The sequence below is a fragment of the Corallococcus caeni genome, assembly GCF_036245865.1.
Classification (GTDB): Bacteria; Myxococcota; Myxococcia; order Myxococcales; family Myxococcaceae; genus Corallococcus; species Corallococcus caeni.
The window spans coordinates 375,446-398,205 of sequence record NZ_BTTW01000003.1 but is presented as its reverse complement, the minus strand read 5'-3'; the positions used below and the strand labels follow the sequence as shown (position 1 = coordinate 398,205).

General features: G+C 68.8%; 22 protein-coding genes. 11 read left to right on the top strand and 11 right to left on the bottom strand.

From position 1 onward, the window contains the following. Positions 1-58: 58 nt before the first annotated feature. From AABA78_RS15915 to AABA78_RS15900, 4 genes are all read right to left on the bottom strand, one after another. A complete protein-coding gene (locus AABA78_RS15915) occupies positions 59-517 on the bottom strand; it encodes a DUF2267 domain-containing protein (RefSeq protein WP_338263924.1) in 459 nt (152 codons plus the stop codon). A gap of 126 nt (positions 518-643) precedes the next feature. Beyond that, the gene (locus tag AABA78_RS15910; RefSeq protein WP_338263923.1) at positions 644-3,763 is read right to left on the bottom strand and encodes an efflux RND transporter permease subunit; all 3,120 of its coding nucleotides are present in this window, start codon (positions 3,761-3,763) and stop codon (positions 644-646) included. Beyond that, on the bottom strand, positions 3,760-4,935 hold the full coding sequence (locus AABA78_RS15905; RefSeq protein ID WP_338263922.1) for an efflux RND transporter periplasmic adaptor subunit: 1,176 nt from the start codon (positions 4,933-4,935) through the stop codon (positions 3,760-3,762). Before AABA78_RS15905 ends, AABA78_RS15910 begins: the two co-directional genes overlap by 4 nt. Positions 4,936-4,940: 5 nt before the next feature. Further along, positions 4,941-6,344: a TolC family protein gene (locus AABA78_RS15900; RefSeq protein ID WP_338263921.1), complete on the bottom strand. Its 1,404-nt coding sequence runs from the start codon at positions 6,342-6,344 to the stop codon at positions 4,941-4,943. A gap of 208 nt (positions 6,345-6,552) precedes the next feature. Here AABA78_RS15900 and AABA78_RS15895 point away from each other — a divergent pair, with 208 nt between their 5' ends. The 6 genes from AABA78_RS15895 to AABA78_RS15870 are packed head-to-tail and all read left to right on the top strand — an operon-like array spanning position 6,553 to position 12,386. Next, positions 6,553-8,400: a MopE-related protein gene (locus AABA78_RS15895; protein ID WP_338263920.1), complete on the top strand. Its 1,848-nt coding sequence runs from the start codon at positions 6,553-6,555 to the stop codon at positions 8,398-8,400. Positions 8,401-8,402: 2 nt separating this feature from the next. After that, positions 8,403-9,101: an ABC transporter ATP-binding protein gene (locus AABA78_RS15890; protein ID WP_338263919.1), complete on the top strand. Its 699-nt coding sequence runs from the start codon at positions 8,403-8,405 to the stop codon at positions 9,099-9,101. A gap of 7 nt (positions 9,102-9,108) precedes the next feature. Then, complete coding sequence (locus AABA78_RS15885) at positions 9,109-9,900, top strand: MlaE family ABC transporter permease (RefSeq protein WP_338263918.1); 792 nt, start codon at positions 9,109-9,111, stop codon at positions 9,898-9,900. Further along, positions 9,897-10,643: an MlaE family ABC transporter permease gene (locus AABA78_RS15880; RefSeq protein WP_338263917.1), complete on the top strand. Its 747-nt coding sequence runs from the start codon at positions 9,897-9,899 to the stop codon at positions 10,641-10,643. Before AABA78_RS15885 ends, AABA78_RS15880 begins: the two co-directional genes overlap by 4 nt. Next, positions 10,640-11,383, top strand: a complete 744-nt coding sequence (locus AABA78_RS15875) for an ATP-binding cassette domain-containing protein (protein WP_338263916.1) — start codon at positions 10,640-10,642, stop codon at positions 11,381-11,383. The genes AABA78_RS15880 and AABA78_RS15875 overlap by 4 nt, the downstream gene beginning before the upstream one ends. Further along, complete coding sequence (locus AABA78_RS15870) at positions 11,376-12,386, top strand: MlaD family protein (protein WP_338263915.1); 1,011 nt, start codon at positions 11,376-11,378, stop codon at positions 12,384-12,386. Before AABA78_RS15875 ends, AABA78_RS15870 begins: the two co-directional genes overlap by 8 nt. 9 nt (positions 12,387-12,395) lie before the next feature. On the opposite strand, the gene AABA78_RS15865 is transcribed toward AABA78_RS15870, so the two are convergent. Then, positions 12,396-13,856: a hypothetical protein gene (locus tag AABA78_RS15865; RefSeq protein ID WP_338263914.1), complete on the bottom strand. Its 1,461-nt coding sequence runs from the start codon at positions 13,854-13,856 to the stop codon at positions 12,396-12,398. A 271-nt stretch (positions 13,857-14,127) separates the two neighbouring features. On the opposite strand from AABA78_RS15865, the gene AABA78_RS15860 reads away from it, so the two are divergent. From AABA78_RS15860 to AABA78_RS15850, 3 genes are all read left to right on the top strand, one after another. Continuing rightward, a complete protein-coding gene (locus AABA78_RS15860) occupies positions 14,128-15,429 on the top strand; it encodes an RNA polymerase sigma factor (protein WP_338263913.1) in 1,302 nt (433 codons plus the stop codon). 82 nt (positions 15,430-15,511) lie between these two features. After that, positions 15,512-16,420, top strand: coding sequence for a viperin family antiviral radical SAM protein (locus AABA78_RS15855; protein WP_338263912.1), 909 nt, complete (start codon positions 15,512-15,514; stop codon positions 16,418-16,420). Further along, positions 16,417-16,989, top strand: a complete 573-nt coding sequence (locus tag AABA78_RS15850) for a deoxynucleotide monophosphate kinase family protein (RefSeq protein WP_338263911.1) — start codon at positions 16,417-16,419, stop codon at positions 16,987-16,989. Before AABA78_RS15855 ends, AABA78_RS15850 begins: the two co-directional genes overlap by 4 nt. An 80-nt stretch (positions 16,990-17,069) precedes the next feature. On the opposite strand, the gene AABA78_RS15845 is transcribed toward AABA78_RS15850, so the two are convergent. Continuing rightward, positions 17,070-17,579 carry a hypothetical protein gene (locus tag AABA78_RS15845; RefSeq protein ID WP_338263910.1) on the bottom strand — a complete coding sequence of 170 codons (510 nt, stop codon included), beginning with the start codon at positions 17,577-17,579 and terminating at the stop codon, positions 17,070-17,072. Between the two features lie 29 nt (positions 17,580-17,608). Then, positions 17,609-17,809, bottom strand: coding sequence for a hypothetical protein (locus AABA78_RS15840; RefSeq protein WP_338263909.1), 201 nt, complete (start codon positions 17,807-17,809; stop codon positions 17,609-17,611). 216 nt (positions 17,810-18,025) lie between these two features. Between AABA78_RS15840 and AABA78_RS15835 the strand changes: the two genes are divergently transcribed. Beyond that, positions 18,026-18,535, top strand: coding sequence for a DUF2267 domain-containing protein (locus tag AABA78_RS15835; protein ID WP_338263908.1), 510 nt, complete (start codon positions 18,026-18,028; stop codon positions 18,533-18,535). A 96-nt stretch (positions 18,536-18,631) separates the two neighbouring features. After that, positions 18,632-19,447: a nucleic acid/nucleotide deaminase domain-containing protein gene (locus AABA78_RS15830; protein WP_338263907.1), complete on the top strand. Its 816-nt coding sequence runs from the start codon at positions 18,632-18,634 to the stop codon at positions 19,445-19,447. Between the two features lie 17 nt (positions 19,448-19,464). On the opposite strand, the gene AABA78_RS15825 is transcribed toward AABA78_RS15830, so the two are convergent. The 4 genes from AABA78_RS15825 to AABA78_RS15810 all read right to left on the bottom strand — a co-directional run bounded on the left by AABA78_RS15825 (position 19,465) and on the right by AABA78_RS15810 (position 22,754). Beyond that, a complete protein-coding gene (locus AABA78_RS15825; RefSeq protein WP_338263906.1) occupies positions 19,465-19,872 on the bottom strand; it encodes a PaaI family thioesterase in 408 nt (135 codons plus the stop codon). Position 19,873: 1 nt separating this feature from the next. After that, the gene (locus AABA78_RS15820; RefSeq protein ID WP_338263905.1) at positions 19,874-20,242 is read right to left on the bottom strand and encodes a DUF2019 domain-containing protein; all 369 of its coding nucleotides are present in this window, start codon (positions 20,240-20,242) and stop codon (positions 19,874-19,876) included. Further along, a complete protein-coding gene (gene sitA5 / locus AABA78_RS15815; protein ID WP_338263904.1) occupies positions 20,239-21,567 on the bottom strand; it encodes a SitA5 family polymorphic toxin in 1,329 nt (442 codons plus the stop codon). The genes AABA78_RS15820 and sitA5 overlap by 4 nt, the downstream gene beginning before the upstream one ends. Before the next feature lie 71 nt (positions 21,568-21,638). After that, positions 21,639-22,754: a Gfo/Idh/MocA family protein gene (locus tag AABA78_RS15810; protein ID WP_338263903.1), complete on the bottom strand. Its 1,116-nt coding sequence runs from the start codon at positions 22,752-22,754 to the stop codon at positions 21,639-21,641. Between the last annotated feature and the right edge of the window lie 6 nt (positions 22,755-22,760).

Below are 22,760 nucleotides of genomic sequence, written 5' to 3'. Positions count from 1 at the left end.
CCCGAGTCGTACCAGAAGCGGCTCGCCTCGCGCCTGCGTGCGTGAAGCCGTACGACCCTCAGACAGGCCTGCGGAACAGGTCGCCCAGGTCCGCGGGCAGCTGTGACGCCACGGCGTGGACCTCGTCCTCGGGGATGCGGTCGCGCACGGCGGTGAACACCGCGGTGACGACGCGGAAGGCCTGGTCCGGCTTGATGTTCAGGTGGTCGGCCACGTCGGTGATGAACTCATCGCGGCCAATGCGCTTCGCGCGCGAGGGCCCCCGGTGCACCGAGCAGGCGCCCAGGATGGCGCCGATGCCGCCCTTCAGCGCACGGAAGAGCTTCACGTCCTCGCCATCCGACAGCCGCCGGGCAAGCGAGCAGAACACCGCGCTGGCGGCCTCCCGGGCCTCCAGGCCCTGGGTGTGCATGACCGCGTCGCCCTGGATTTCGTCCAGGAACGGCTGCAGGTCGAGTGACTCGTCGCGCTCCTTGACGGGCACGGCGTGGGTGTCGGGAGGAACAGTCGAGGCCATGGCAGCGTCTCCGAAGGTTCAGGGCCCAGGTCTGGGCCGTGGTTCCGAAGACGCTGCGCATGTGCCCATGCGCCTGCATCGTCCAGGGGCGCCGGGGGCGCACGGGCAATCAGGCCACCGCCGCGCCTACCCGTGCGGCACCGGCCGGGGCTCGTCGGGGAGAACGTTCGAGTCGTCGTCTCCGCCCTTCCCCCTGCGCAGCCGGTTGCCCAGACGCGTCTTGAGGCGGTCCGCGACGACGTAGAACGCGGGCACCACGAGCAGGCTGAGCACGGTGGACACCGACAGGCCACCCAGCACCGCGATGGACATGGGCGCGCGCGTCTCGCTGCCCGCGCCCAGGGCCAGCGCGGCCGGCACCGCGGACATCATCGTCGCGGTGGACGTCATCAGGATGGGCCGCAGGCGCACCGGCCCCGCGCGCAGCATGGCCTGCATCGCGTCCGCGCCCTGCTCGCGCTGCTGGAGCGCGTAGTCCACCAGGATGATGGAGTTCTTCTTCACGATGCCCATCAAGAGCAGCAGGCCAATCATGCTGAAGATGTTCAGCGTGTTCCCCGTGACGAGCAGCGCGAACGACGCGCCCGCCACCGACAGGGGAAGGATCGTCAGCACCGTCACCGGGTGCAGGAACGAATTGAACTGCGCGCCCAGCACCATGTACGCGACGGCGATGCCCAGGAAGAGCGCGAAGAGGAGGCTGCTCATCGAGTCGCGGAACGCGACGCTCGCGCCGCCCGCCACCACGCGGATGCCGCCGGGCAGGTCCTTGCCCAGCGACTCCACCGTGGCCAGCGCCTCCTCCTGGTTGGACCCCGGCGCCACGTTGGCGAAGAGGCTGATGGCGCGCTCACGGTCGCGCCGGGTGATGGCCTGGAGCGCGGGCAGCTCCTCCTGCGTCACCAGCGACGACAGGGGCACCAGCGCGTTGTTCGCCGTGCGGACCTTGAGCAGCGACAGGTCCTCCGGTCGCGAGCGCTGACTCGCGAGCAGCCGCATGCGCACGTCGATGCGCCGCCCGCCGCTGCTGTACTTGCCCACGCGCACACCGCCCACCAGCGCGTTCACCGTGGACGCCACCGACTGGATGGGCACGCCCAGGTCCGCGGCGCGCGCCCGGTCCGGCGTGATGCGCAGCTCCGGCTGGCCCAGCTGGTAGTCCGTGTCCAGGTCCACCACCTTGCCGGACGCCTGGAGCTGCTCTCGCAGGGTCTGGCTCGCCTCCACCAGCTTGTCCCAGTCCGACCCGCGCACGCTGAACTCCACCGGGAAGCCGCGCTGCGCGGTGAAGCCCGCCTGCGACAGGTCCTGCACCACCGCGCGCAGGCCCGGGTAGCTGTTCAGCTCCTTGCGCAACACCTGCGCGAACTCCGCCTGCGTCATGCGCTGATCCGCCGGCACCAGCGTCAGGTTCATGTTGCCCGCGTTGACGGAGGAACCGCCGCCGCCTCCGCCCACCACCACGAACACGCGCGTCACCTCCGGACGGCTGGCGACGAACGCCTCCGCGCGCTTGAAGAGGCGGTTGGTCTCCTCCAGGCTGCTGCCCACCGCCGTCTGCAGGCGCACGGACATGCGGCCCTGGTCCTGCGACGGGACGAACTCGCCCGGCAGCGCCTTGAACGCGAACGCGCTCAGGATGAGCATGGCCACCGCGACCAGCAGCACGCGCCAGGGCCGCACCAGCCCCCAGCCCAGCGCCCGCGCGTACAGCGCCTCCAGCTTGGAGAAGGCCCTGTCCACCACCACGCCCACCCGGCTGCGGTGCTCGCGCGACGTCTTGAGCAACTGCGCGCATCTGGCGGGCGCCAGGGTGATGGCCTCCACGTAGGACAGGAGCACCGCCACGCACAGCGTGACGCCGAACTGGAGGAAGAACCGGCCGATGATGCCCTTCATGAAGACGACGGGCAGGAAGATGGCCACCACCGCCAGCGTCGCCGCCAGGGCCGCGAAGGTGATCTCCGCGGTGCCCTCGCGCGCGGCGCGCACCCGGTCCTTCCCCTCCTCCGCGTGCCGGAAGATGTTCTCCAGCACCATGATGGCGTCGTCCACCACGATGCCCACGGCCAGCGCCAGGCCCAGCAACGTGAACGTGTTGAGGGTGAAGCCCAGGAAGTAGATGACCGCCACCGTGCCCAGCAGCGACATGGGGATGGCGAGCACGACGTTGAGCGTGCTGGAGAGCGACCCCAGGAACACCCAGCACACGAACGCGGTGAGGATGCACGCGAGCAAGAGCTCGAATTCAATCTCGTGCACGCTCTCCTCGATGAACTGCGTCGAGTCGAAGTTGATGGTCGCGCTCATGCCCTCCGGCAGCTCCTTCTGGAGCTGGGCGAGCTGGGCGCGCACCTCCTGGGCCACCGCCACCGCGTTCGCGCCGCGCTGCTTCTTGATGCCCATGGCCTGCGCGGGCTCGCCGTTCACCCGGGCCAGGCGCCGCTCGTCCTCGAAGCCGTCCTCCACGATGGCCACGTCGTGCAGGTACACCGGGCGGCCGCCCTCCTCGCGCACCACCACGTTCGCCAGCGTCTCCAGGTCCAGCGCCTCGCCCATGAAGCGCACGTTCACCTCGCGCCCCTGCGTCTCGATGCGGCCGGCGGGCAGCTCCACGTGCTCGCGCTGGAGCGCGGTGATGAGGTCGTTGACCGTGAGCGCGTGCGCGTCCAGCTTCCGCGCGTCCACCCAGATGCGCACGTTGCGCTCCAGCAGGCCGCCCAGGATGACCTCGCCCACGCCGGGCACCGTCTGCAGGCGCTCCTTCACGCGGTAGCGCGCGAAGTCGCTCACCACCTGCTGGGAGAAGGGCCCGGACACGCCCAGCCACATGATGGGCTGATCCTCCGGGTTGGACTTGGAGACGACGGGCGGGTCGATGTCCAGCGGCAGCCGGCGCTGGGCCTGGCTCACCTTGGTCTGCACGTCCTGCAGCGCCAGGTCCACGTTGCGCGACAGGTCCAGCTCCACCGTGATGTTGGCGCTGCCCTGGCGCGCGGAGGACGTGATGCTCTTGACGCCCTCCACCTGCGTCACGGCCTCTTCGATGAACTCGACGACGTCCGACTCCACCGCCTCCGGGTTGGCGCCTTCCCACGACACGGAGATGTTGATGGTGGGGAAGTCCACGTCCGGGAACTGGCTGATGCCGATGCGCTGGGCCGCCACCAGTCCGAAGATGATGGTCGCCGCCATGATCATCCAGGCGAACACCGGCTTCTTGATGCAGACGTCGGTGATGCTCATGGGCGGCCCTCCGAGCCCGCGCCGCCTCGGCCCTCGGTCGGAGGCTGCTCGCCCCCCACCTTCGGCTTGGGGCGATCCTCTTCCACGCGCACCGCCACGCCGTCGCGCAGGGCCTCCGCGCCGCGCACCACCAGCGTCTCACCGGCCTTGAGCCCCTCCTTCACCTCCACCTTCCCATCCGACGTGCGCAGCCCCAGCTCCAGGATGCGCTCGCGCGCCTTGTTGTCCGCCACCACGAACGCCAGGAACCCGCGCTCGCTGGGGCGGATGGCCGTCTGCGGAATCACCGGGCTGCCCCCGCGCGACTCCACCGGCACGCTCACCGTGGCGAAGGCGCCCGGGCGCAGCTTGCGCGCGTCCTCGCCCGTCACCTCCGCGGTCACCGCCACCATGCGGCTCTGCGCGTCCGCGCTCGCGGACACGTAGGTGATCTTCGCCTCGTACGTGCCCCCTTCCGAGCGCACCGTGAAGCGCGCGGGCATCCCCGGGGTGATGCGCGCCACGTCCGCCGCGGGCACGTTGAAGCGCAACAGCAGCGGCTCCCGGCGCAGCAGCGTGGCCAGCACCACGCCCGGCTGCACGTACTGGCCCGTCTGCACCGTGCGCGTCTGGAGGACGCCGTCCATGGGGGCGCGCACGTACGCGTCGCGCTGGTTGAGCTGCGCCTGATCCAGCGCCGCCTTCGCGGCCGCCACGTCCGCCTGGGCGGTGGCGGCGCGGGCCTGGTACGTCTCCAGCTGTTCGGCGGGCAGGAGGCCCGGGCTCTGCGCGTTGACCTCCGCGCGGCGCTGGGCACCGGCCTTCGCCTCCACCAGCGCGGCCTGGGCCTTCTGCAGCGCGGCCTCCGCGGCGCGCACGGCGATGGCGTAGCGCGCGGGTTCGATCTCCGCGAGCGTGTCGCCCTTCTTCACCACCTGACCCTCGGAGAAGGTCACGCGCTCCAGGGCGCCCGGCACGCGCGCGGTGATCTGCACGCTCTCGAAGGCCTCCACCGCGCCCACGGCGCTGACCGCGTACTCCACGTCGCGCGCCTCCACGGTCGCGACCTCCACGGGGAACTGGGTGGGACCCCGGCCCGCGCCCTTGCCGCCCTGCGCGGGCGCGTCCTTCTTGCAGCCAGGGGCCAGGGACAGCATGGCCAGCGACAGGGCCAGCACTCCAGTGCGTTGCATTGCCTTCACGGTTCCTTCCCCAGGGGATTGAGTCCGACCGCGGCCCGCAGCCCCAGCAGGGCCACGCCCAGTCCATAGCGGTTCTGCGCCAGCGCGACCTCCGCCTCGAAGAGGCTGAGCGACGCGTCCGCCAGGGTGAGCGCGGTGGACAGGCCCTGGCGGTAGAGGATGCCTGTCTCCACGGCGTTCTTGCGCGCCGCCTTCGCCGCCTGCTCGCTCTGCGCGAGCGCGGCCCGGGCCGTCTCCAGGTTGACCCGCGCCTGCTCGATGTCCACCGGCACGCGGCGCGTGGCGGCCTGCGTGTTCAGCTCCGCGGCGTTGGCGATGGCCACGCGCTCGTCGCGATCCGCGTAGCGGGCACCGCCGTCGAAGAGGGTCCAGGTGAGGTCCACCGCGAGGAAACCGTCGCCGACGTTGCCGTTGAGGCCCGCCTCGTTGGTGAGGCGGTACTGGGCGCTCGCTCCCAGGGACGGCAGCAGGCGCGCCAGGGGCTCCTTCGCGCTCTCCCGCAGCGAGCGCACGCGCAGGCGCGCGGAGAGGATGTCCGGACGGCGGTCCGGGGCCCCTTGCGTGAGCAGCTCCAGGGCCGGCGCGGGACGCACGGCGTCCGCGAGCAGCGGCTCCGGCGGCGCGAGCTCTCCCTGCACCCGCTCCACGAGGAGGTAGCCCAGCTCCAGGCGGCTCGTCTCCGCGTTGCCCAGGGCCGCGGCGAGGTTGGACTCGGCGGTGGCCAACTCCAGCTCCGCGCGAGTGACGTCGTTGGTGCTGGCGAGCCCCGCGTTGGCGCGGGCCTGGGCGTCCGTCAGGCTCTGCTTCGCGTAGGCCAGCCGCTGCTCGGCGGCCTGGTACACCTGCTGGTTGGCCAGCGTGACGAGGAAGGCGTTGGCGGCGCTGAAGGCCACCTGGCGGCGCGTCTCCAGGGCGTCCAGCTTGGAGGCCTCGCTCTCCAGCTTCGCGGCCTTGTAGAGCGGGAAGCCGCGCGCGTCGAAGAGCGTGAGCCGGCCGGCGAAGACGGCGCCCAGCGCGTTGTACTTCTGGAGCACGACGGTCTGTCCGCCGACCTCGCGCGTGGACTCGCGCAGGCGGCGCGTGTAGGTGCCGGTGGCCGCGACGGTGGGCAGGAAGAAGGCGCGGGCGCGGGCGACGCGGGCCTGGGCGGCCTCGGCCGTCTGTCCCGCGGCGAGCACGGCCTCGTTCTTCTGTGAGGCGAGCTCCACGGCGCGTTCCAGCGTCAGCGGAGCGGCGCCGGAGTCCTGCTCCGGAGGCTTGGGGAAGTCGCTGGCGGGGGACGCGGCGGAGGGCGCCGGGGACGCGGCCGGAGGCGTCGTCTGGGCGAGCGCGTCCGGGGCCAGCGCGCAGAGGCAGGCACCCAGGGGCGCGGCGAGGAGTGCACGGCGGACGGTGGGCATAAGGCGGGCGGTGGAGCGGGCCAGTGTTGAAAGGTCAGCGGCCCCTATACACGGAAGCCGTCATCGCGGGGGTGATGAGCGGGGCGTGGCTGGACGATGCCTCGCGAGGAGGACTAAGGGTCGGGAAGAAGACTCTCGGGTTGAAATGCCGACGGTGGCGCCGACCGTCCCACTCCGGGTGTGGGACGCGCCCCAGAATGCGTGTCCCATGCGTTTATTCCTGCTCGCCGTGCTCGCCGGTGTCCTCGCGGGCTGCTCCAAGGGGGATGACCTCAAGTCCGCCGCTCTGAAGGTCCAGCTTCATTACGAAGGATTTCGGCCGGGGTGCGTCACGCTGACGGTCACGGATCTGGCGGACCCTTCCCGGCAGGCCACGACGACCGTGAGCGTGCCCGAGGGTCCCCCACCCGGCACCCTGTCCGTGGCGGTGTTCCGCCAGACGGGCTGGAGCAACGACCTGAAGCTCCTGGCCGCGGCGAAGGAACAGTCCTGTGACGGAGCGCAGGTGGCCACGGCGCAGACCGACGCGAGCCTCGCGAAGGACGGCATCACGCCGGTGGACCTGTCCCTGAGCGCCACGGACTCCGATGGGGACGGGTTCGTGCGCACGGAGGACCAGGGCACGGACTGCAACGACCGGGATGCGAACCAGGGCGGTCCCATGTCGTGGTACCCGGATGACGACAATGACGGGTACGGCAACAGCCAGCTGCCCGCGATGGTGAAGGCATGCGAGGGGCCCGCGCTGACCGCGTCACGGACCGGTGACTGCAACGACCGGGACCCGAGCGTCCACCCGGGGCAGGCGGAGTTCCGCTGCGATGGCCAGGACGACAACTGCGATGACGTGAAGGACGAGTCGTTCGACCTGGGCGGGACCTGCCTCAACGACTTCCAATGCGCGGGCGCGAAGGTCTGTACGGGGACGGATGGCGGCGTCGCATGTAACAGCACCCTCACGCCCACGGCCTACTTCCGGGACGAGGACGGAGATGGGATGGCGGGAGCGGATGGGGGTGTGACCTGCGCTCCCCAACCGGAGGGCACGCCGACGCAGGCCCGGGACTGCGACGAGAGTTCCATTCATGTCTCGTCGAATCTGACGGAGGTCTGCGACCGGCTGGACAACAACTGCGATGGGCGGGTGGATGAAGGCTCCTCGTGCAACCTCGCCTGGCAGAGCGTGCCGGAGGCCGCCGGCACCACGTCGTGGCGTGCCATCGCCGTCGGAAAGGACCTGGCCTGGCTCGCCGGGCCAGGCACGGTGAACAACGTGGTGAAGATCGAGGCCACCGCCCGGACACTCTCCTCCTGTGTTGGAGACTGGAACGCCGCCTGGATCAGCTCCGAGGGGCAGCTGTTCCTCGCGGGGAAAGACGGAAAGCTGGCGAGCAAGATGCCTGGGGAAGCCGGCTGTACCGCCGCCGCCACGCCGGGCCCCTCCGTGGACCTCTCGGGCATCGTGGGCTTCAACTCGACGGGTGGCGCCAAGCCCACGCTCTACGCCGTGTCGGGCGGTGGCCGCGTCTTCAAGTGGGCGTTCCCCGCGGCCCCGGTCGAGCTCGCGGTCACGGGCATCAACCTGATGGCGGTGACGGGAACCACCGCCGGCGCGCCGCTGATCGCGGTGGGCGCTCGGGACTACATGCTCCCGGCACCCCAACCCCAGGTCATCAGTATCAACACCGAGACTGGGAACTGGGTGGCTGAACCCCTTCCCCCAGCCGTCCCCGCCGTCTACCTGACGGGAGTGAGCGCGGTGAACGCCAACTACGTCTATGTCGTGGGGCACAAGGGCGTGATCCTGGAGCGGAACCACGGGGTGTGGCGCACACTGCCGTCCCCGGCATCGGAGCCGGACCTCACCGACGTGCTGGCTTTCAGTCAGAATGGGCTCTACGTGACGACAGGAACGGGCACCGTGCAGTTCTTCAACGGAAAGACCTGGGACCCGGTCTACTCGAACCCGAAAGCCATGCGTGCCCTCGACGGACCCTTGCCCACGACGTTGGGAGCGTCGGGCGACCTGGGCGCGAACCAGTTCTTCAACCGCTAGCCATGGACCTGCGCGCCGAAGCCCTGGGCATCCGCTACGGCGCACGGACCGTGCTGGAGCCCACGGACTGCCACGTCCCGCCCGGCACGCAGGCGCTGGTGCTGGGGCGTTCAGGCTCGGGCAAGACGACGCTGCTCAAGGCCTTCGCGGGGCTGCTGCTCCCCTCCTCCGGTCGGGTGACATGGGACGGGCAGGACGTCGCCCGGCTCTCGGCGCCAGAGCGGCGCAGGCAGCAGGCATCGTTCGGCTTCGTGTTCCAGACGGACGCGCTCTTCGACTCGCTGACGGTGCGGCAGAACGTGATGCAGCCGCTGCTGCGCCGGCGCGTGCCGGAAGCGGAGGCCCGCGAGCGCACGGACGCGGTGCTGCGCTCGGTGGGCCTGGCGGACGCGGCGGACACGCTGCCGGAGCGCCTGTCCGGAGGCATGAAGAAGCGCGCGGGGCTCGCGAGGGCCATCGCGGCGAGGCCCGCGGTGCTGCTGGCGGATGATCCGTTCGCGGGCCTGGATCCGGGCACGGCGCGGCAGGTGGCGAGGGTGCTGCTGGAGGTCGCCGGCAAGGGGACGCTGCTGGTGGCGGCGCCGGAAGCGCCGGTGGACCTCCCCCTGCCCCGCTGGCTGTACCTGCGAGGCGGCCGACTGGTGCACGATGGGGCCCCGGCGCCGGAACTGGAGCGCGCGCCGGACGAGGCCCTCGCATGACCCTGCCGTGTCATCACCCGTGAGCACCACCGCCCTGGCCTGGCTGGGACGCTCGGCGATGCGGGCGGTGGGCGGCGTGGGCGCGCTGGCCCTGGTCGCGGGCCGCACGGCCTGGGGCCTGCGCAGGCTGGAGCGCCGCGAGCTGACGCGGGGGCTGGTGCAGTTCGGCTACGGCTCGTTGCCGCTGGCGTTGGCGACGGCGGCGCTGGCGGGCGTCATCGTGGTGGTGCAGGCGGCGCTCTACATCCAGCGCTTCGGGGCGCGGGCGTTCCTGGGCTGGGCCGCGGGCTACGGCGTGCTGTGGGAGTTCGGTCCGCTCTTGCTGGGGCTGATCATGTCCGCGCGCATCGGCGCGAGGAACGCGGCGGAGCTGGCCACGCTGAAGGTGGGCGGACAGATTGAAGGCCTGAGAGGCATTGGCCTGGATCCGTTCGCGCTGCTGGTGGCGCCCCGGGTGGTGGCGATGGAGGTGAGCATGCTGGCGCTGAGCACGTTCACGTTCCTGGTGTCCATCCTCTGCGAGGCGGTGGCGGCGAAGCTCACGTTGGACCTGCCGGTGCGGGTGTTCTTCGGGACGTTCGCGCAGATGCTGAGCCCGTCCGACCTGCTGGGAGGCGTGGTGAAGACGGGGGCGTTCGGGCTGGCCATCTCGCTGGTGTCCACGGCGGTGGGCCTGAGGGCGAAGGGAGGAGCCCGCGCCGTGGGAGAGGCCGCAGCGAGCGCGGTGGTGCTGGGCTGCGCGGCCATCTTCCTGTTGGACTTCCTGCTGACGACGCTGCTGTCGAGGGTGCTCGCATGAAGCGGGTGCTGACCTTCTTCGGGGCGCCGGGAGTGATGCTGGCGCGCACGGTCCGCGCGGGCGCCAGGGAGGGAATCCCCTGGAGGGAGACGCTGGCGCAGGTGCACGAGCTGGGCGGGCGCAGCGTATGGCTGGTGATGTCGGGCATGGCCTTCTTCGGCGCGGTGCTGGTGATGATCGCCAACGCGCAGGCGAAGAAGCTGATTGGCAACGTGGCGGTGCTGGGCCCGGCCTACTTCGAGATGCTGGTGCGCGAGCTGGGGCCGGCGGTGTCGGCGCTGCTGACGGCGTCACGAGCCGGGGCCAGCCACTCCGCGGAGCTGGCCACGATGAGCGTGAACGAGCAGGTGGAGGCGCTGGAGATGTCGGCGGGGGATCCGTACGCGGACCTCGTGGCGCCCCGGTTGGTGGCGGGCGTGGTGGGCGTGCCGCTCCTGAGCGTGCTGGGGACGGTGGCGGCGACGGCGTCGGCGGTGCTGGTGGCGAGCGTGGCGTTGGACATCGACGGCCGGGCGTTCATGGACGCAAGGTATGTGGATGGCTGGGACCTGCTGGTGGGAGGTCTGAAGGTGCTGGGCTGCGGGCTATACATCCCGCTCGCGGCGGCAGTGGCGGGCTTGAATGCCAGGGGCGGCGCGGAGGCGGTGGGCGAGGCGACGACGGAAGGCGTGGTGGCGGCCAGTCTGGGGTGTCTGTTGATTGACCTGACGGTGTCGCTTGCGTTCCAGTTCGTGCGCCTGTGAATGACACCGGTCCGGACACGCTGGTCTTCGAGGACGTGGCCATTGCCTTCGAGCAGGGCCGCCGCGTGCTGGACGGCCTGAGCGCGCAGGTCTCCACGCGGGAGCTGACGTTCATCGCGGGAGCGAGCGGCTCCGGAAAGAGCGTGCTGTGCCGGCTGGCGGTGGGCCTGCTGAGGCCCGAGGCGGGCAAGGTGACGTTGTTCGGGGAGCGCGTGGACACGCAGGCGGAGCGGACGCTGGTGAACCTCCGCCGCCGGGCGCCCTACCTGGTGCAGGGCCCCGCGCTGCTGGACTGGAGGACGCTGCGGGAGAACGTGCGCCTCGCGGATCCGAGCGCCCCGGAGGAAGCGGTGGAGACGGCGCTGGAGAAGGTGGGCCTGAAGGAGTGGGCGGACCGGCTGCCGCCGGAGCTGGGGCCCGGGGCGAAGAAGCGGGCGGCCATCGCGAGGGCGCTGGTGCTCAAGCCGCGCTACCTGCTGCTGGACGAGCCGACGACGGGGCTGGACCGGAGGGCGGCGATGCAGGTGGAGGCGGTGTTGGCGTCGTTGAAGGAGCAGGGCCTGGGTGCGCTGGTGGTGTCCCACGACTACCGGCAGTTGAGAGGGATTGCGGACCGGGTGCTGGTGGTGGCGAAGGGGCGCAGCGCGTACCTGGGGAGCCCGGAGGGCTTCCTGGAGTCCCCTGCCCCGGAGCTGCGGACGCTGACGGCGCCGTTCATGGAGGGCGCGACGGATGGATGAGCAACGGCTGGAGTTGAAGGTCGGGGCGCTGGTGCTCGCGACGCTGGTGGGAGTGCTGGTGTTGCTCTGGTTGATGGGAGAGCTGACGCTGGGCCGGGGCGCCAGGCTGGAGGTGGACTTCGCGCATACGGGCAACGTGGTGCAGGGAGCCCCGGTGAAGCTGGGAGGCGTCCAGGTGGGCAAGGTGGACACCATCCACCTGCTCGCGGACCGAAGGGACGCGAAGGGCCTCCCCCTCCCCGTCCGCATGGACCTGTCCGTGGAGCCTGCGGCGAGGGGCGCCCTGCGCAAGGACGCGAGGGTGACGGTGGGGACAGTGGGCCTGCTGGGGGAGCCCTATCTGGAGTTGAACCCGGGCAACGCGGAAGCGCCGCTGCCGGAGACCGAGGCGCTGAGAGGCGTGGACGCGCCGCGCCTGGACCTGCTGTCGGAACAGCTCTCCAAGTTCGTGACGTTGCTGTCGGACATGTTGGAGAAGGATCCGGAGGCCGTGACGGGCCTGGCCGCCAACGTGTCGCGACTGGCGAGGACGCTGGACGAGGTCCTGACGGAGAACAAAGGCGACGTGAAGGTCCTGGCCTCGGAGCTGGCGGCGGCGTCCAAGGACCTGCGGCAGCTGGCGCAGCTGGCGAAGGAATCCATGCAGCCCGGAGGCAAGGGAGCCCGACTCCTGGATGACGCCTCCGCCGTGGCGGCGGTGATGCGGAAGGACCTCCCCGGCCTGACGAAGTCCGCAGGAACGACCCTGGACGGCCTGGCGGCGGTGACAGGACCGCTCACGCCCGAGGACGGCCAGCAGGTGAAGCTGGCCCTCCAGCGCTTCACCGCGGCGGCGGGTCAGCTGGAGCAGATCGCCACCAAGGCGGACCGGATCCTCGGACAGCTCGACGCCGGAGAAGGCACCGGCGGCGCGCTGCTCAAGGATCCAGCCCTCTATGACGAGCTGAAGACCCTGGTCACGGACCTGCGCAAGCATCCGTGGAAGATGCTCTGGAAAGACTGAGGTCCGGCGTCAGTTGTTGGGCTTTGGCAGCGGTGCACCGGTGTACTGGTTGTATTTCATTGCACCTTGCGGCTGCCGGACCAGCTCCAGCTGCGGTGCCGCCTCCTTGGCCGGATTGGTCGCCGTCCACCACAGCTTCAGTGCCTTGTACGAGAACACCTCGTCGAAGTCCGTGGCGAACGACCCGGGGTCCATCGCCTGCGTGCCGCGACGATTCTGGAACCACTTCATCCATTCCTTGGAGCCAGGAGCCGGCGAGCAGATGAGCTTTCCGTCCGGATTGGGCTTTCCATCATCGCCGCACGTCTGGAAGCCGGGCCCGCTGTTTGTCGAGAAGGACGGCAGCAGGAACGACGTCATCCGGTGCTGCGCGACGTTCCACTGCGCCGTGCTGTGGCAGCTCATGCAGCTCGAATCAGGGGCGTTGCGCATGACCTTTCCGTTCACGGCGATGTCGTTGCGCGCACCGTCGTTCGGACCAGACAAGCGGCCACCCCAGCCCAGCGTCTGCGTGGAGTACAGCGGCGCGGCCGGGTTGTTCCAGTTCTCCACCAGTGGCATCCCCTCGCGGACCGCCTGCGGGTCATTGCCCCACTGCACGCCCAGCGGCACCATCTTGTCCCAGACGTCGCCCTGCAGGCTGGCGTCATAGACGAGCGTCATGAACACCCAGCCCGTCTTCGGCGATGACTTCGTGTCCTTCACGATGATGTCGAACTGGGCCACGTACCCCGACCACATCTGCGGCTGTGCGCTCTCATTGTTGGGATCCACCGCCACGTAGAGCGGCCACTCCTGGGCGCCGCGCATCGCGTCCCACCAGTCGCGTTGCACTTTCGCGTCGGTGGAACTGAACACCGCAGCCTTGACGATGATGGCGCCCTCGTCGAACTGCGAGGCCTGCGTGGTGAGCGTGGGCTTCATCGCGGTTTCGCCCCAGAACTTCTGGACGGTCCATGCCGCGCGCGCGTCGTAATAGGTGAGCACGTGGGTCTGGAACGGCACCTTGAGCCCCGTGTTTGGGAAGATGCCCGGGCCGAACAGACCGGCTGGATACGTGCCGTGGATCGCCTCACGCAAGCTGCCGAGCCATGGCTCGTTGTACCAACCGGCCTTGGCGGCGTCCCAGGTGTCGTAGTTCATGATGAGGTTGCGCGCGTTGGTCGCCACCGCATCCTTCAGCGCCTTCGCATAAAGGCTGGCGTTCTTCGTGTTGATCGTGCCGTTACCAATCGCTACCCGCCAGGGCGGGTTGACCAGCGGCGGCTGCTGCCGGGGCCAGTCATGGTTGAGCTTGAACAGGGGGCCGGAATACACGCCCGACGGTGGAAGCGCTCCGTTGTTGTCCTGGAAGGGTGTCGCCGCCATCAGCTTCTCCAGCGCTGGCAAGGGCCTGCCCCTGAAGGCGGGCTGCGATGGCGTGTCGGCGGCTGAGGCGGAGAGCAGCGGCAAGGCGGCAGCGACGATCAAGGCAGACACCGGCGTGGCACGGCGTACAAAGCCTCTCATGAACACCCCCTGAAAATGGGGAATCGATTTCCCCCGCCAGTCAGCTAATCGACTCTTTCAAATCTTGTCCAGATGGCCTGCCTTTGTCCCACCTGAGTCATTCGGCAGGCATGGCAGTCAATCCTGACTCTTTGCCTGGGCTGCTCGGGTGGCTTCCATCGAGCCCGTGGGCAGCCCCATTCCGCCTGACAAGCCTGTACGATGAGGCCGTCGTTCCCAGAAGGAAGGCCGCATGACGCAGCAGGGGGAGTCTGGACCGCCACCCCGGCGGACCGCGGGCTGGCAGTTGGTGCTGGTGGCGTTGGCACTCGCCATCTTCTCGGTCAACGTCGTCATCCCCGGCGTTTTCGTGGGCATCGGCGCCACGGGACTCCTGGGGTTCGCGGGCGCGGCGGTCATCCTGGAGCGCATCGGCGCACTCACGTCCGGCATCTTCGAGGGCGCGGCCCAACTCTCCATCGTCTTCCTGGGCATGGCGCTGATCGCGTTCGTGGCCATTACCGGGTGGAATGGCTTCCGGCGGCTGGCTGGCAGGGCTGGTCCCCCTCCCCTCCTGCTGCGCTGGCCCTGGGCCCTGCTGGGACTGCTGCTGTTCGTGGCGTGCCAGCTGGCCCTTCCGGAACGAAATCTGCGCAGTGCATTGCCCGTGCTGCCCGGCGCGCTCGTCATCGCCTTCTCCGTCTGGACGATTGTCGCCGTCAGCGCGCTCCTGGTCCGGACGAGCGTCGGGATGATCCGGCTCTCCTGGCGCATCGCACAGGCCTCGCCTTTCGGGGCCGGGATGTTGACCCTGGCGGCACTCGCGGCCACGGGCCTGACGCTCGTCGTGGGCTCCCTTGCGGAGGCACTCCAGACTCGCGCCCAGACCGTGGTGTCCGCACGGCCATCACGCTGCGATGCCCTGTCGTGGGAGTGCTCAAGGCAAGCGCTTCTCGCGGCGCAGCCCTCACACCCCTCGCCCGTCCTTGCGGCAACGGATGACGGCTTCGCGGATGTCAGCGCGGCGTCCTTCAACGCCTCCGCGGAATCCGGCGTCGAGCTCAACACCCGATCCTGCATGGAACGGCAGTTCCTGCAGCGGGATTTGATGTCCAAGGCACGCCGGATTGCCCAGAACCTCGTCAATAGCGAGGTGGACGCCGACGACCTGGTCCACGCCATCCTCCTGAACATCTGCCTCAGGAAGAAGCCTCCCGCTGAGTTCGAACGGTATTTCCTCCGCTCCGTGGAGTACGGCGCCCAGAACCAGTTCAGGCGCATGGCCCGGACCTGCTCGCTGGATGAGGCTCCTGACCCTCCGTGCCTTCTCAGGCCAGACGAACAGTACGTGGAACAGGAATCCCACGCGGCGCTCCATGCCGCGCTCTGCGCCCTTCCCGACAAGCAGCGAGAAGTCCTCGAAATGCACTACTTCGACGAGCTGCCCGACACCGAGATCGGCGTTCGGCTCGGCATCGACCCCGCGACCGCGCGCAAGCGGGTCCAGCGGGCCCGGGATCAATTACGGACCATTTTTCTCCAACGATGTCAGTAGCTTACGATTTCGGGTCACACTTAATTCGCTGAAGAGAGTGGAGCACCAGACCGCCTGACTCGGGCGGTTTTCTGGAGGCTTCATGGACCCGCTGTCTGCCACCCCCTTCTCGGCCACCGCCCAGGTGATGCCGCCGTCGGTCAACTTCCACCTGTGGGAGCCGTGCAACATGCGTTGCCGGTTCTGCTTCGCCACCTTCCAGGACGTCCGCAGGGACGTGCTCCCCAAGGGGCATCTTCCGGCGAAGGAGGCGCTGAGGCTGGTGGAGCTGTTGTCACTCCGCTTCCAGAAGATCACCTTCGCGGGAGGAGAGCCCCTGCTCTGCCCGTGGTTACCGGAGCTGGCGGCAGCCGCCAAGGCGCGGGGGACCACCACGATGCTGGTGACCAATGGCAGCAGGCTGGATGCGGACACCCTCGCGCGCCTGCGCGGCGTGGTGGATTGGGTGACCCTCAGCATCGACAGTGTGTCACCCCAGACGCATGCCGCACTGGGGCGGGCCGTTCATGGCAAAGCCCTGCCGCCCGAGCACTACCTGTCCATCGCCGAGCAGATCCGCGGGGCGGGAATGCGCCTCAAGGTCAACACGGTCGTCACGAACCTGAACGCGGGCGAGGACCAGACGGCATTCATCCGCGAGCTGCGGCCTGAACGCTGGAAGCTGTTGCGCGTCCTCGACGTCGAAGGTCAGAACACCGGCAAGGTGGAAGCGCTGTACTGCCCCCGGGAGGACTTCGAAGCGTTCGTCGCCCGCCATCGTCTCCTGGAGCGCGAAGGCATCGTCCTGGTGCCTGAAGACAATGAGGACATGCGCGGCAGCTACGCGATGGTCGACCCCGCGGGCCGCTTCTTCGACAACGCGGAGGGAGGCCATCGCTACAGCGACCCCATCCTCCAGCGGGGCTTGGACACCGCTTGGTCACAGGTCCAGTTCTCCCTCACTCGCTTCATCGATCGTGGCGGCATCTACCCGTTCGGAGGTGAGTCGTGAGCGCGTCCACCAGCCTGGTCTGCCTCGCGGGCGTTTCCGGGGCGGGGAAGGACACGTTGGGTGGCTTCCTGGCGAAGCAGTATGGCTTCGAGCGGGTTGCACTCGCGGATCCGATCAAGGCGGCATTGATGGGCCTGCTCCAGCTCGACCCGGCGCAGCTCTGGGGCGAGCGGCGCAATGAAGTGGACCCACGCTTCGGCCGGGCGCCCCGAGAGCTCTATCAGCGCTTCGGACAGGCTTGCCTGGAGCTGGATCCCGAAGTCTGGCTGCGGCCCTTCCGGCTCCGGGTCGACGCCATCCGGCGCGCGGGAGGACGCGTCGTCTGCACCGACTTGCGCACTCAGGCGGAGTGGCGGGCGGCGCGGGAAATGGGCGCCGCCATCTGGTTGATTGAACGACCGGGCGCGGGCGCACCGGGTGCATTGGCACGACACGCTACGGAGATGGAGCTCCTCGGGCTCGAACGGAGTTCCTTCGACGCCGTCCTGAGGAACGACAGCTCACCCGAGGCCCTGTATCTCACCGTGAAGCGAATGCTCGAAGGGTCTGCCGACGCACAGGTCACTTGAACGAAGTCATAGATCGCCCTGGAAGAACGGCCCATCGACGCATGCGATGGGCCGTCACCCGGTGCGATTGACGCCTCTGCTCAAAGTGTCGTCGGGACCGGCACTTCCTCCGCAGGCGCCAGAGCAGGAACCTCGTCCTGGGCAACCGGCGAGTTCAGGACCCACGAGTACCCGTACCTCGCCCCGAGCAGCCGGTACGTCGCGCGCTTTCCGCAGCCCGCGACTCCTTCCGTGACGCGATCCAGCCTGGACGTCTGGAGCTCCGACTTCGCACAGCCCAGGTCGAACTCCGCTCGGAGCCTCACGTCCGGAATCCAGGCGCACTGACCCATGATGCAGCGCAGCTCGTAGATGCCCTCGGTGTTGCAGCCGATCATCTGATACCGGTTCTCACCCAGGTACTGCGGCGTCAGCTCCACGTCGCACTTGAGATCCCTGGCGGCGATCCTCTCCAGGTTCGCGTAGCGCTTGGAATTGATGGACGGCCCCATCTGGGAGAAGTCCACCTTGGAGTTGCTCCGGCGCCCACCGCAGCCCGCCACCAGGAACGCCACGCCAAGGCCCACGACCGACAGTCGAGTGAGGTTCATGGGCGCCCATCTAGCATGCCTTTCAGGCCTCAGTGCAGAGGCGCTTCCGTGCTCTCGGATAGCAAGTCCGACAGGAGCATCTGCTCCTCACTCGGGGAGAGGTCGAAGTGGCGGGCAGCCTCCGTGATGATCTGGACCAGGGGCGTGTCCGGCTCCTCGGCCCTCCGCACCGCGATCCTGCGGGCCGCGCTGCGCAGCGCCTCTCCCCTGGGTCGAAGACTTTCACGCATGACGGAGCCTCACTTGAGAGCGCGACCGCGCCATGCGGCCTCTCTCAACTGTTCGGATTCACTCGTGCCGAGAAAACGGAAGAGGGAGCAGGCGCTTCCCGTCATCCCCCGCCGGCGGGAAGCGGGCGGCTCGCAGGGCGGCGTGTGCCTTCCCCTGACCTCGCGAGCACTTCAGCTTCGGGGTTGGATCCCACTTCGAGCATCGAGGAGACGGACATGGCAGACCCAAACATCCCCAGAGCGGGGCAGCAGGTAGAGAGCCACACGCATCGCGGGACGGCCGTCCCGCTCGACGAGCGCCGCCGCATGCGCCACGAGTCCCGCACGTCGCAGACCTACAAGGCCTTCCTCAAATACCTGTGCGACGTGGGCTCGTTCCCGGACGAGCAGGCCGCCCAGGAAGCCGCCGTCTCCGTGCTGTGCGTGCTCGAGCAACGCCTCTTCGGCGAGGAGGACAACGACCTGGAGGCGCAGCTGCCGCACAAGCTCCGCGAGCTGTTGGTGCGGTGTGATCGCCACGAGGCCGGGCCGCCGCCCCACAAGTTCGGCCGGGATGAGATGCTGGCGATGGTCTCCACGGACCTGGACGTGGAGCCCGAGGACGCTGAAGCCATCGTCCGCGCGGTCTTCAGCGCCGTCCAGGCACAGATCTCCACCGGGGAGAGCGACGACATCTCCGGAGAACTGCCGCCAGACCTCCGCGACCTGTGGACCCACCCCAGCTGACGCCAGGGTGCTCGTCCGCATGGGCGCGTCTTGTGGGCGGCGGCTCATGAGCTTGGGCGTGTGCTAGCTTCTGTCCAGACAGGCAGGAGGGGGCCCATGGCCAAGTGTCCGAAGTGCACTGGCAAGAAGAACGACACCATCTCGGCGGACATCAAGCTGTGCGTCACGCATTACGTCGAGGAGTACGTCAAGCCCCGGCAGCAGGCCCTGCCCGCCAACCAGCGCTTCTCCCGGCTGGGCAACAAACAGAACGAGGCGGGCCAGTTGCTTGCGCAGAAGCTGCAAGGCACCGGCGCGCCCCTTCAAGCCAGCACGAATCAATACGATGACTTCTGGTACGGCCCGGGGTTCGACAAGGTCGCGGAGGCGAACGAGTTCGGGACGTGCGTGGCCTTCTGTGCCTTTGGCACGGAGCTCATCATGGCCACCAACGACGACAGCACCTTCAACGCCGGAATGCGGATGGAGAAGCTCGTCAAGATCGCCAGTGCCGTGTCGGGCAGCCAGGACCTGATCACCGCGCCCACTTCATTCGTCTTCCTGAGCCAGGCCGCCCCGGTGCAATACCAGTGGGGCCCGAACGCGACGCTTCAGCCCGTGGTGGGCTGGGCCCCGGCCTTCAACTGTGACACCCGGAACACGGTCCACGCGGAGATGCGCATCCTGGAGTACCTGCACCAGGCGAACGCGGGCAATGCCAGGGCGGATGTCTACATCGCCATCAGCAAGCCCTGCTGCGTGAAGTGCGAGTCCATCATGGCCGCGTACAACGCCTGGGGCCTGGGCGTGGTGACGGTCGCGCGCCAGGGAAGCCTCACCGGCATCTTCGGCCAGTGGAAGATCCCCGCCGCCCTGAAGAATCTCACCCAGACCATTCCGTACTGGCGGACGCTCAAGAACGCCAACATGTAGGCCCGTTCGCGCCCCCGTCAGGCCGCGGAGACCACCGTGCCCTGCGCAATGGCACACAGCGTCTCCACGCCATCCTTCACGGCGAACACCTCGCATTGACAGACGGCCTGCCGCTTGCCGGCGGCCTTCGCCTGGGCCCGGGCGATGAGCAACGTCCCCACGGCGGGCTTCAGGTAGTTGATCTTGTACTCGGAGGTCAGCGCGTTGCCGCCCAGCGCCAGCCCTCCGGCGAACGTGATGGAGTTGTCCGCGAGGTAGCTGAGCACGCCCCCGTGGACGAAGCCGTGCTGCTGCTTCAGCTGGTCCACGATGGGCAGCCGCAGCTCCGCGGTCCCAGGCCCGGAACTGGCGAGCTGTGCCCCGAGGAACTGGCTGAAGGGCTGCGACGCGAACACCTGACGCGCGAACTCCTGAAGGTCATCCACTTCATTTCTCCTGACGTAAGTCGGGCCTGTCGAGCGCCCAGGTGCCGTCTTCCCACCGCTTCAAGGCCTGCTGGGCACAGAACGGAATCATCCCCTCGCCCTTCGCCGCCTCCTCCAGGATCGCCTTGGCTTCGGCCGTGCGGTATCGGAGCAGGTGCGCGGCGGCCATGACCCGAACGTCCATCCGCTCATGCTGGAGCAGGACGAGGAGTGCATCCCGTCCTGCATCTCCATGAGCCAACAGCTTGTCGACCGCAGCCCCGTACTTCCTGGCGTGCTTGTTCGCGCTCCTGGCATCGCTTCGCCAGGTGGCCTCGGTCTGAGCGGCCACGTTCAGCGCGAACTGTTCGACCAGCGCCTCCAGCTTCATCGCCAGATTCCCTTGCTGAACTTCTCGATGGCCTGCAACCCGAATTCGCGCTGCGCCTCGTACGACTGCGTGCTCAGCCACTGTCGCACAGTCAAGGACGAGCCCGTCAGTTCGCGCCGGATCGTCGAGTAGAACGAGCTGATACGAGAGTGAAGGGCCTTTTCCAACGGAATGACATTGCCGGGGTTGTGAACCGCCTGAGGCCCGAAGCGTTTCACGTTACCCGGCGTCTGCTCGACGATGTGGTGCCACTCCTGGCCCGGGCCGGCCGGGCCCATGGCCTTCTTGAACCCGCTGAACGAAGCCCAGGCCCTGGTGCCACCCGCGCGTCCTCCATTGGCCGCCATGGCCACCGCTCCAGGCGCCATCGCGATGGTGATGGACTCCGCGCTCACCGCGACCGTCTCCACGCCCCCGATCGCCGCGAGCCGGACTCCCAGTTGAGACTCGGCCTGTACGGCGGCAAGGGCAGCCCCTGGGAACTGGGGGAGCCTCGCCGCCAGCCCTGGCGCCGTGCCGCCAATCGCAGCGGTGGCCAGCAAGGCGAAAGCACGTGCCGCATTGCGGCCCATGACCTTGCCATACCGCTCCCCTTCCACGCGCAGCTCGTCGAACGTGGTGGCCCGGTCCGCGGCTTCCACCAATTGTTTGAACCCGACGATGAGGCTCCAGAAGGTGTCGACGCCTACGTACGCAATGAGCGTGGCGGTCATCACGGCGGCGATCCCCTTCGAGACCGGCTCAGGCACCGCCAGCAAGATCATGTACGTGGTCCACGTCCACAGGACGGCCGCCAGCAGGGACTCCGGATTGGCCATGCCCTTGAACGCATCCATCATCTCGTCCCGCACGACTCCTTGCGCGAGGGCCATGGCCAGGGCGTAACGGCCATCGCCTGTGACAGTGGGACCGTCGACCAACAGGCGCAGGCAGTCGCCGTCCCTGGAGGTCCGCTCGCACCAACGCAGGTATGCACGCGTCAGCTCAACGTCCGCCTGTGGCCCTTCTCCCTCCAGGTGCTCGCCCGGCCCCAGTGCGGTGACGCGACGCGTGCGCGGGTCGTACAGGTACGAGCCGCTACGCGGTCCGACCTCGAACAGCCGACGTGCGGCTTCCTGGGGGCGAGCGGACGGACGTGCGACGCGAGCCAGCGCCTTGACGCCTTCCTTGAAGTCAGCCGCATCCAGGGCGACCGGCTGCGTGCTGGAGCGAGGAGTGAACACGCTGGAAGCACCAGTCCCCAAATCCAGGCGGACCGTTCGCGTGGCGCTTCCGCATCCGGACAAGAGGGTGAGCAGCAGCGGAATCAGCCAGCGTGACCGCATGCGAAGTCCTCCTGGAGCGAACGCATCCAGGAAGACCTGACATCAAGGAATCGCGGATAAACCCGCCTACCCTACCCCTCCGCCGGAGCCGGTGCGTTCACGGGCTCTGGCGGCTCCACCGCTGGCTTGACGATGAGCTGATCCAGCGTGGGCCGCTTCGGCTTCTCGAACGGAGCCAGCTTCACGGGCTTGTTCGTGCGCGCGGACTCCTGGAGCGCGACGATGACGCGCACGTCCGCCAGACCTTCGATGCCGTTGGGCTCCGGCTCCCGGTCCTCCAGGATGCACTGGGAGAAGTAGACGAGCTCCGGCGCGAACTGGTCGCTGTTCTTGAACGTCCGCGTCTCCGTCTCCCCGCCCACCGTGAGCACGTGCTCGAGGTCCGTGCCGTAGCCGAAGCCGTGCTTCACCTGGAGGTCGCCTTCCGTGCCCACCAGCCGGTAGCTCGACACCGCGGAGGCCTCGTGGCTGATGGCGAACTGCGCCACCCGCCCGTTCGGGAAGCGCAGCAACGCGAACGCCGACGCGTCCACCCCGTGGAACCGCCCGTCCCGTCCACCGGCCGTGAACGCGAACACCTCGCGCGGCTCGTCGCGGAACAGGTAGCGCGCGGCGTTGATGGGATACGGCCCCTCGTCCAGCAGCGCCCCGCCCCCCACGTCCTCGCGCGTCCGGATGTCCCCTCCGCGCACCTGCTGCGTGAGCGTCCCCGTGAACACCAGCGGATCCCCCAGCCGCCCGGAGCGCACCAGCTCGATGGCGCGGAGGTTCGCCTCCTCGAAGTGCAACCGGTACGCGACCATCAGCTTCACGTCGTTCTCGTTCGTGACGCGGATCATCGCCTCGCAGTCCTCCACCGACGTCGCCATCGGCTTCTCGCAGAGGACGTGCACCCCGATGCGCGCCGCACGCTCCGTGAAGGCCCGGTGCAGCGTGTTGGGCAACACGATGTAGACCGCGTCCGCCTTCGACTCGCGCAGCACCTGTTCGAACTGGTCGTAGCTGCCCACGTGCTCCACGCCGTACTTCTTCTGGAGCACGTCCCGCTTCTCCGCGTCGGAGGAGATGAGGGCCACCAGCTCCGAGTTCTCCTCCGCGTGCTGGAACGCCGGGAGGATGGCCACCTGCGTGAGGTTGCCCGCCCCCACCACCGCGTACCGCACCCGCCTGGACGTCCCCTGGGCCATCGCGCA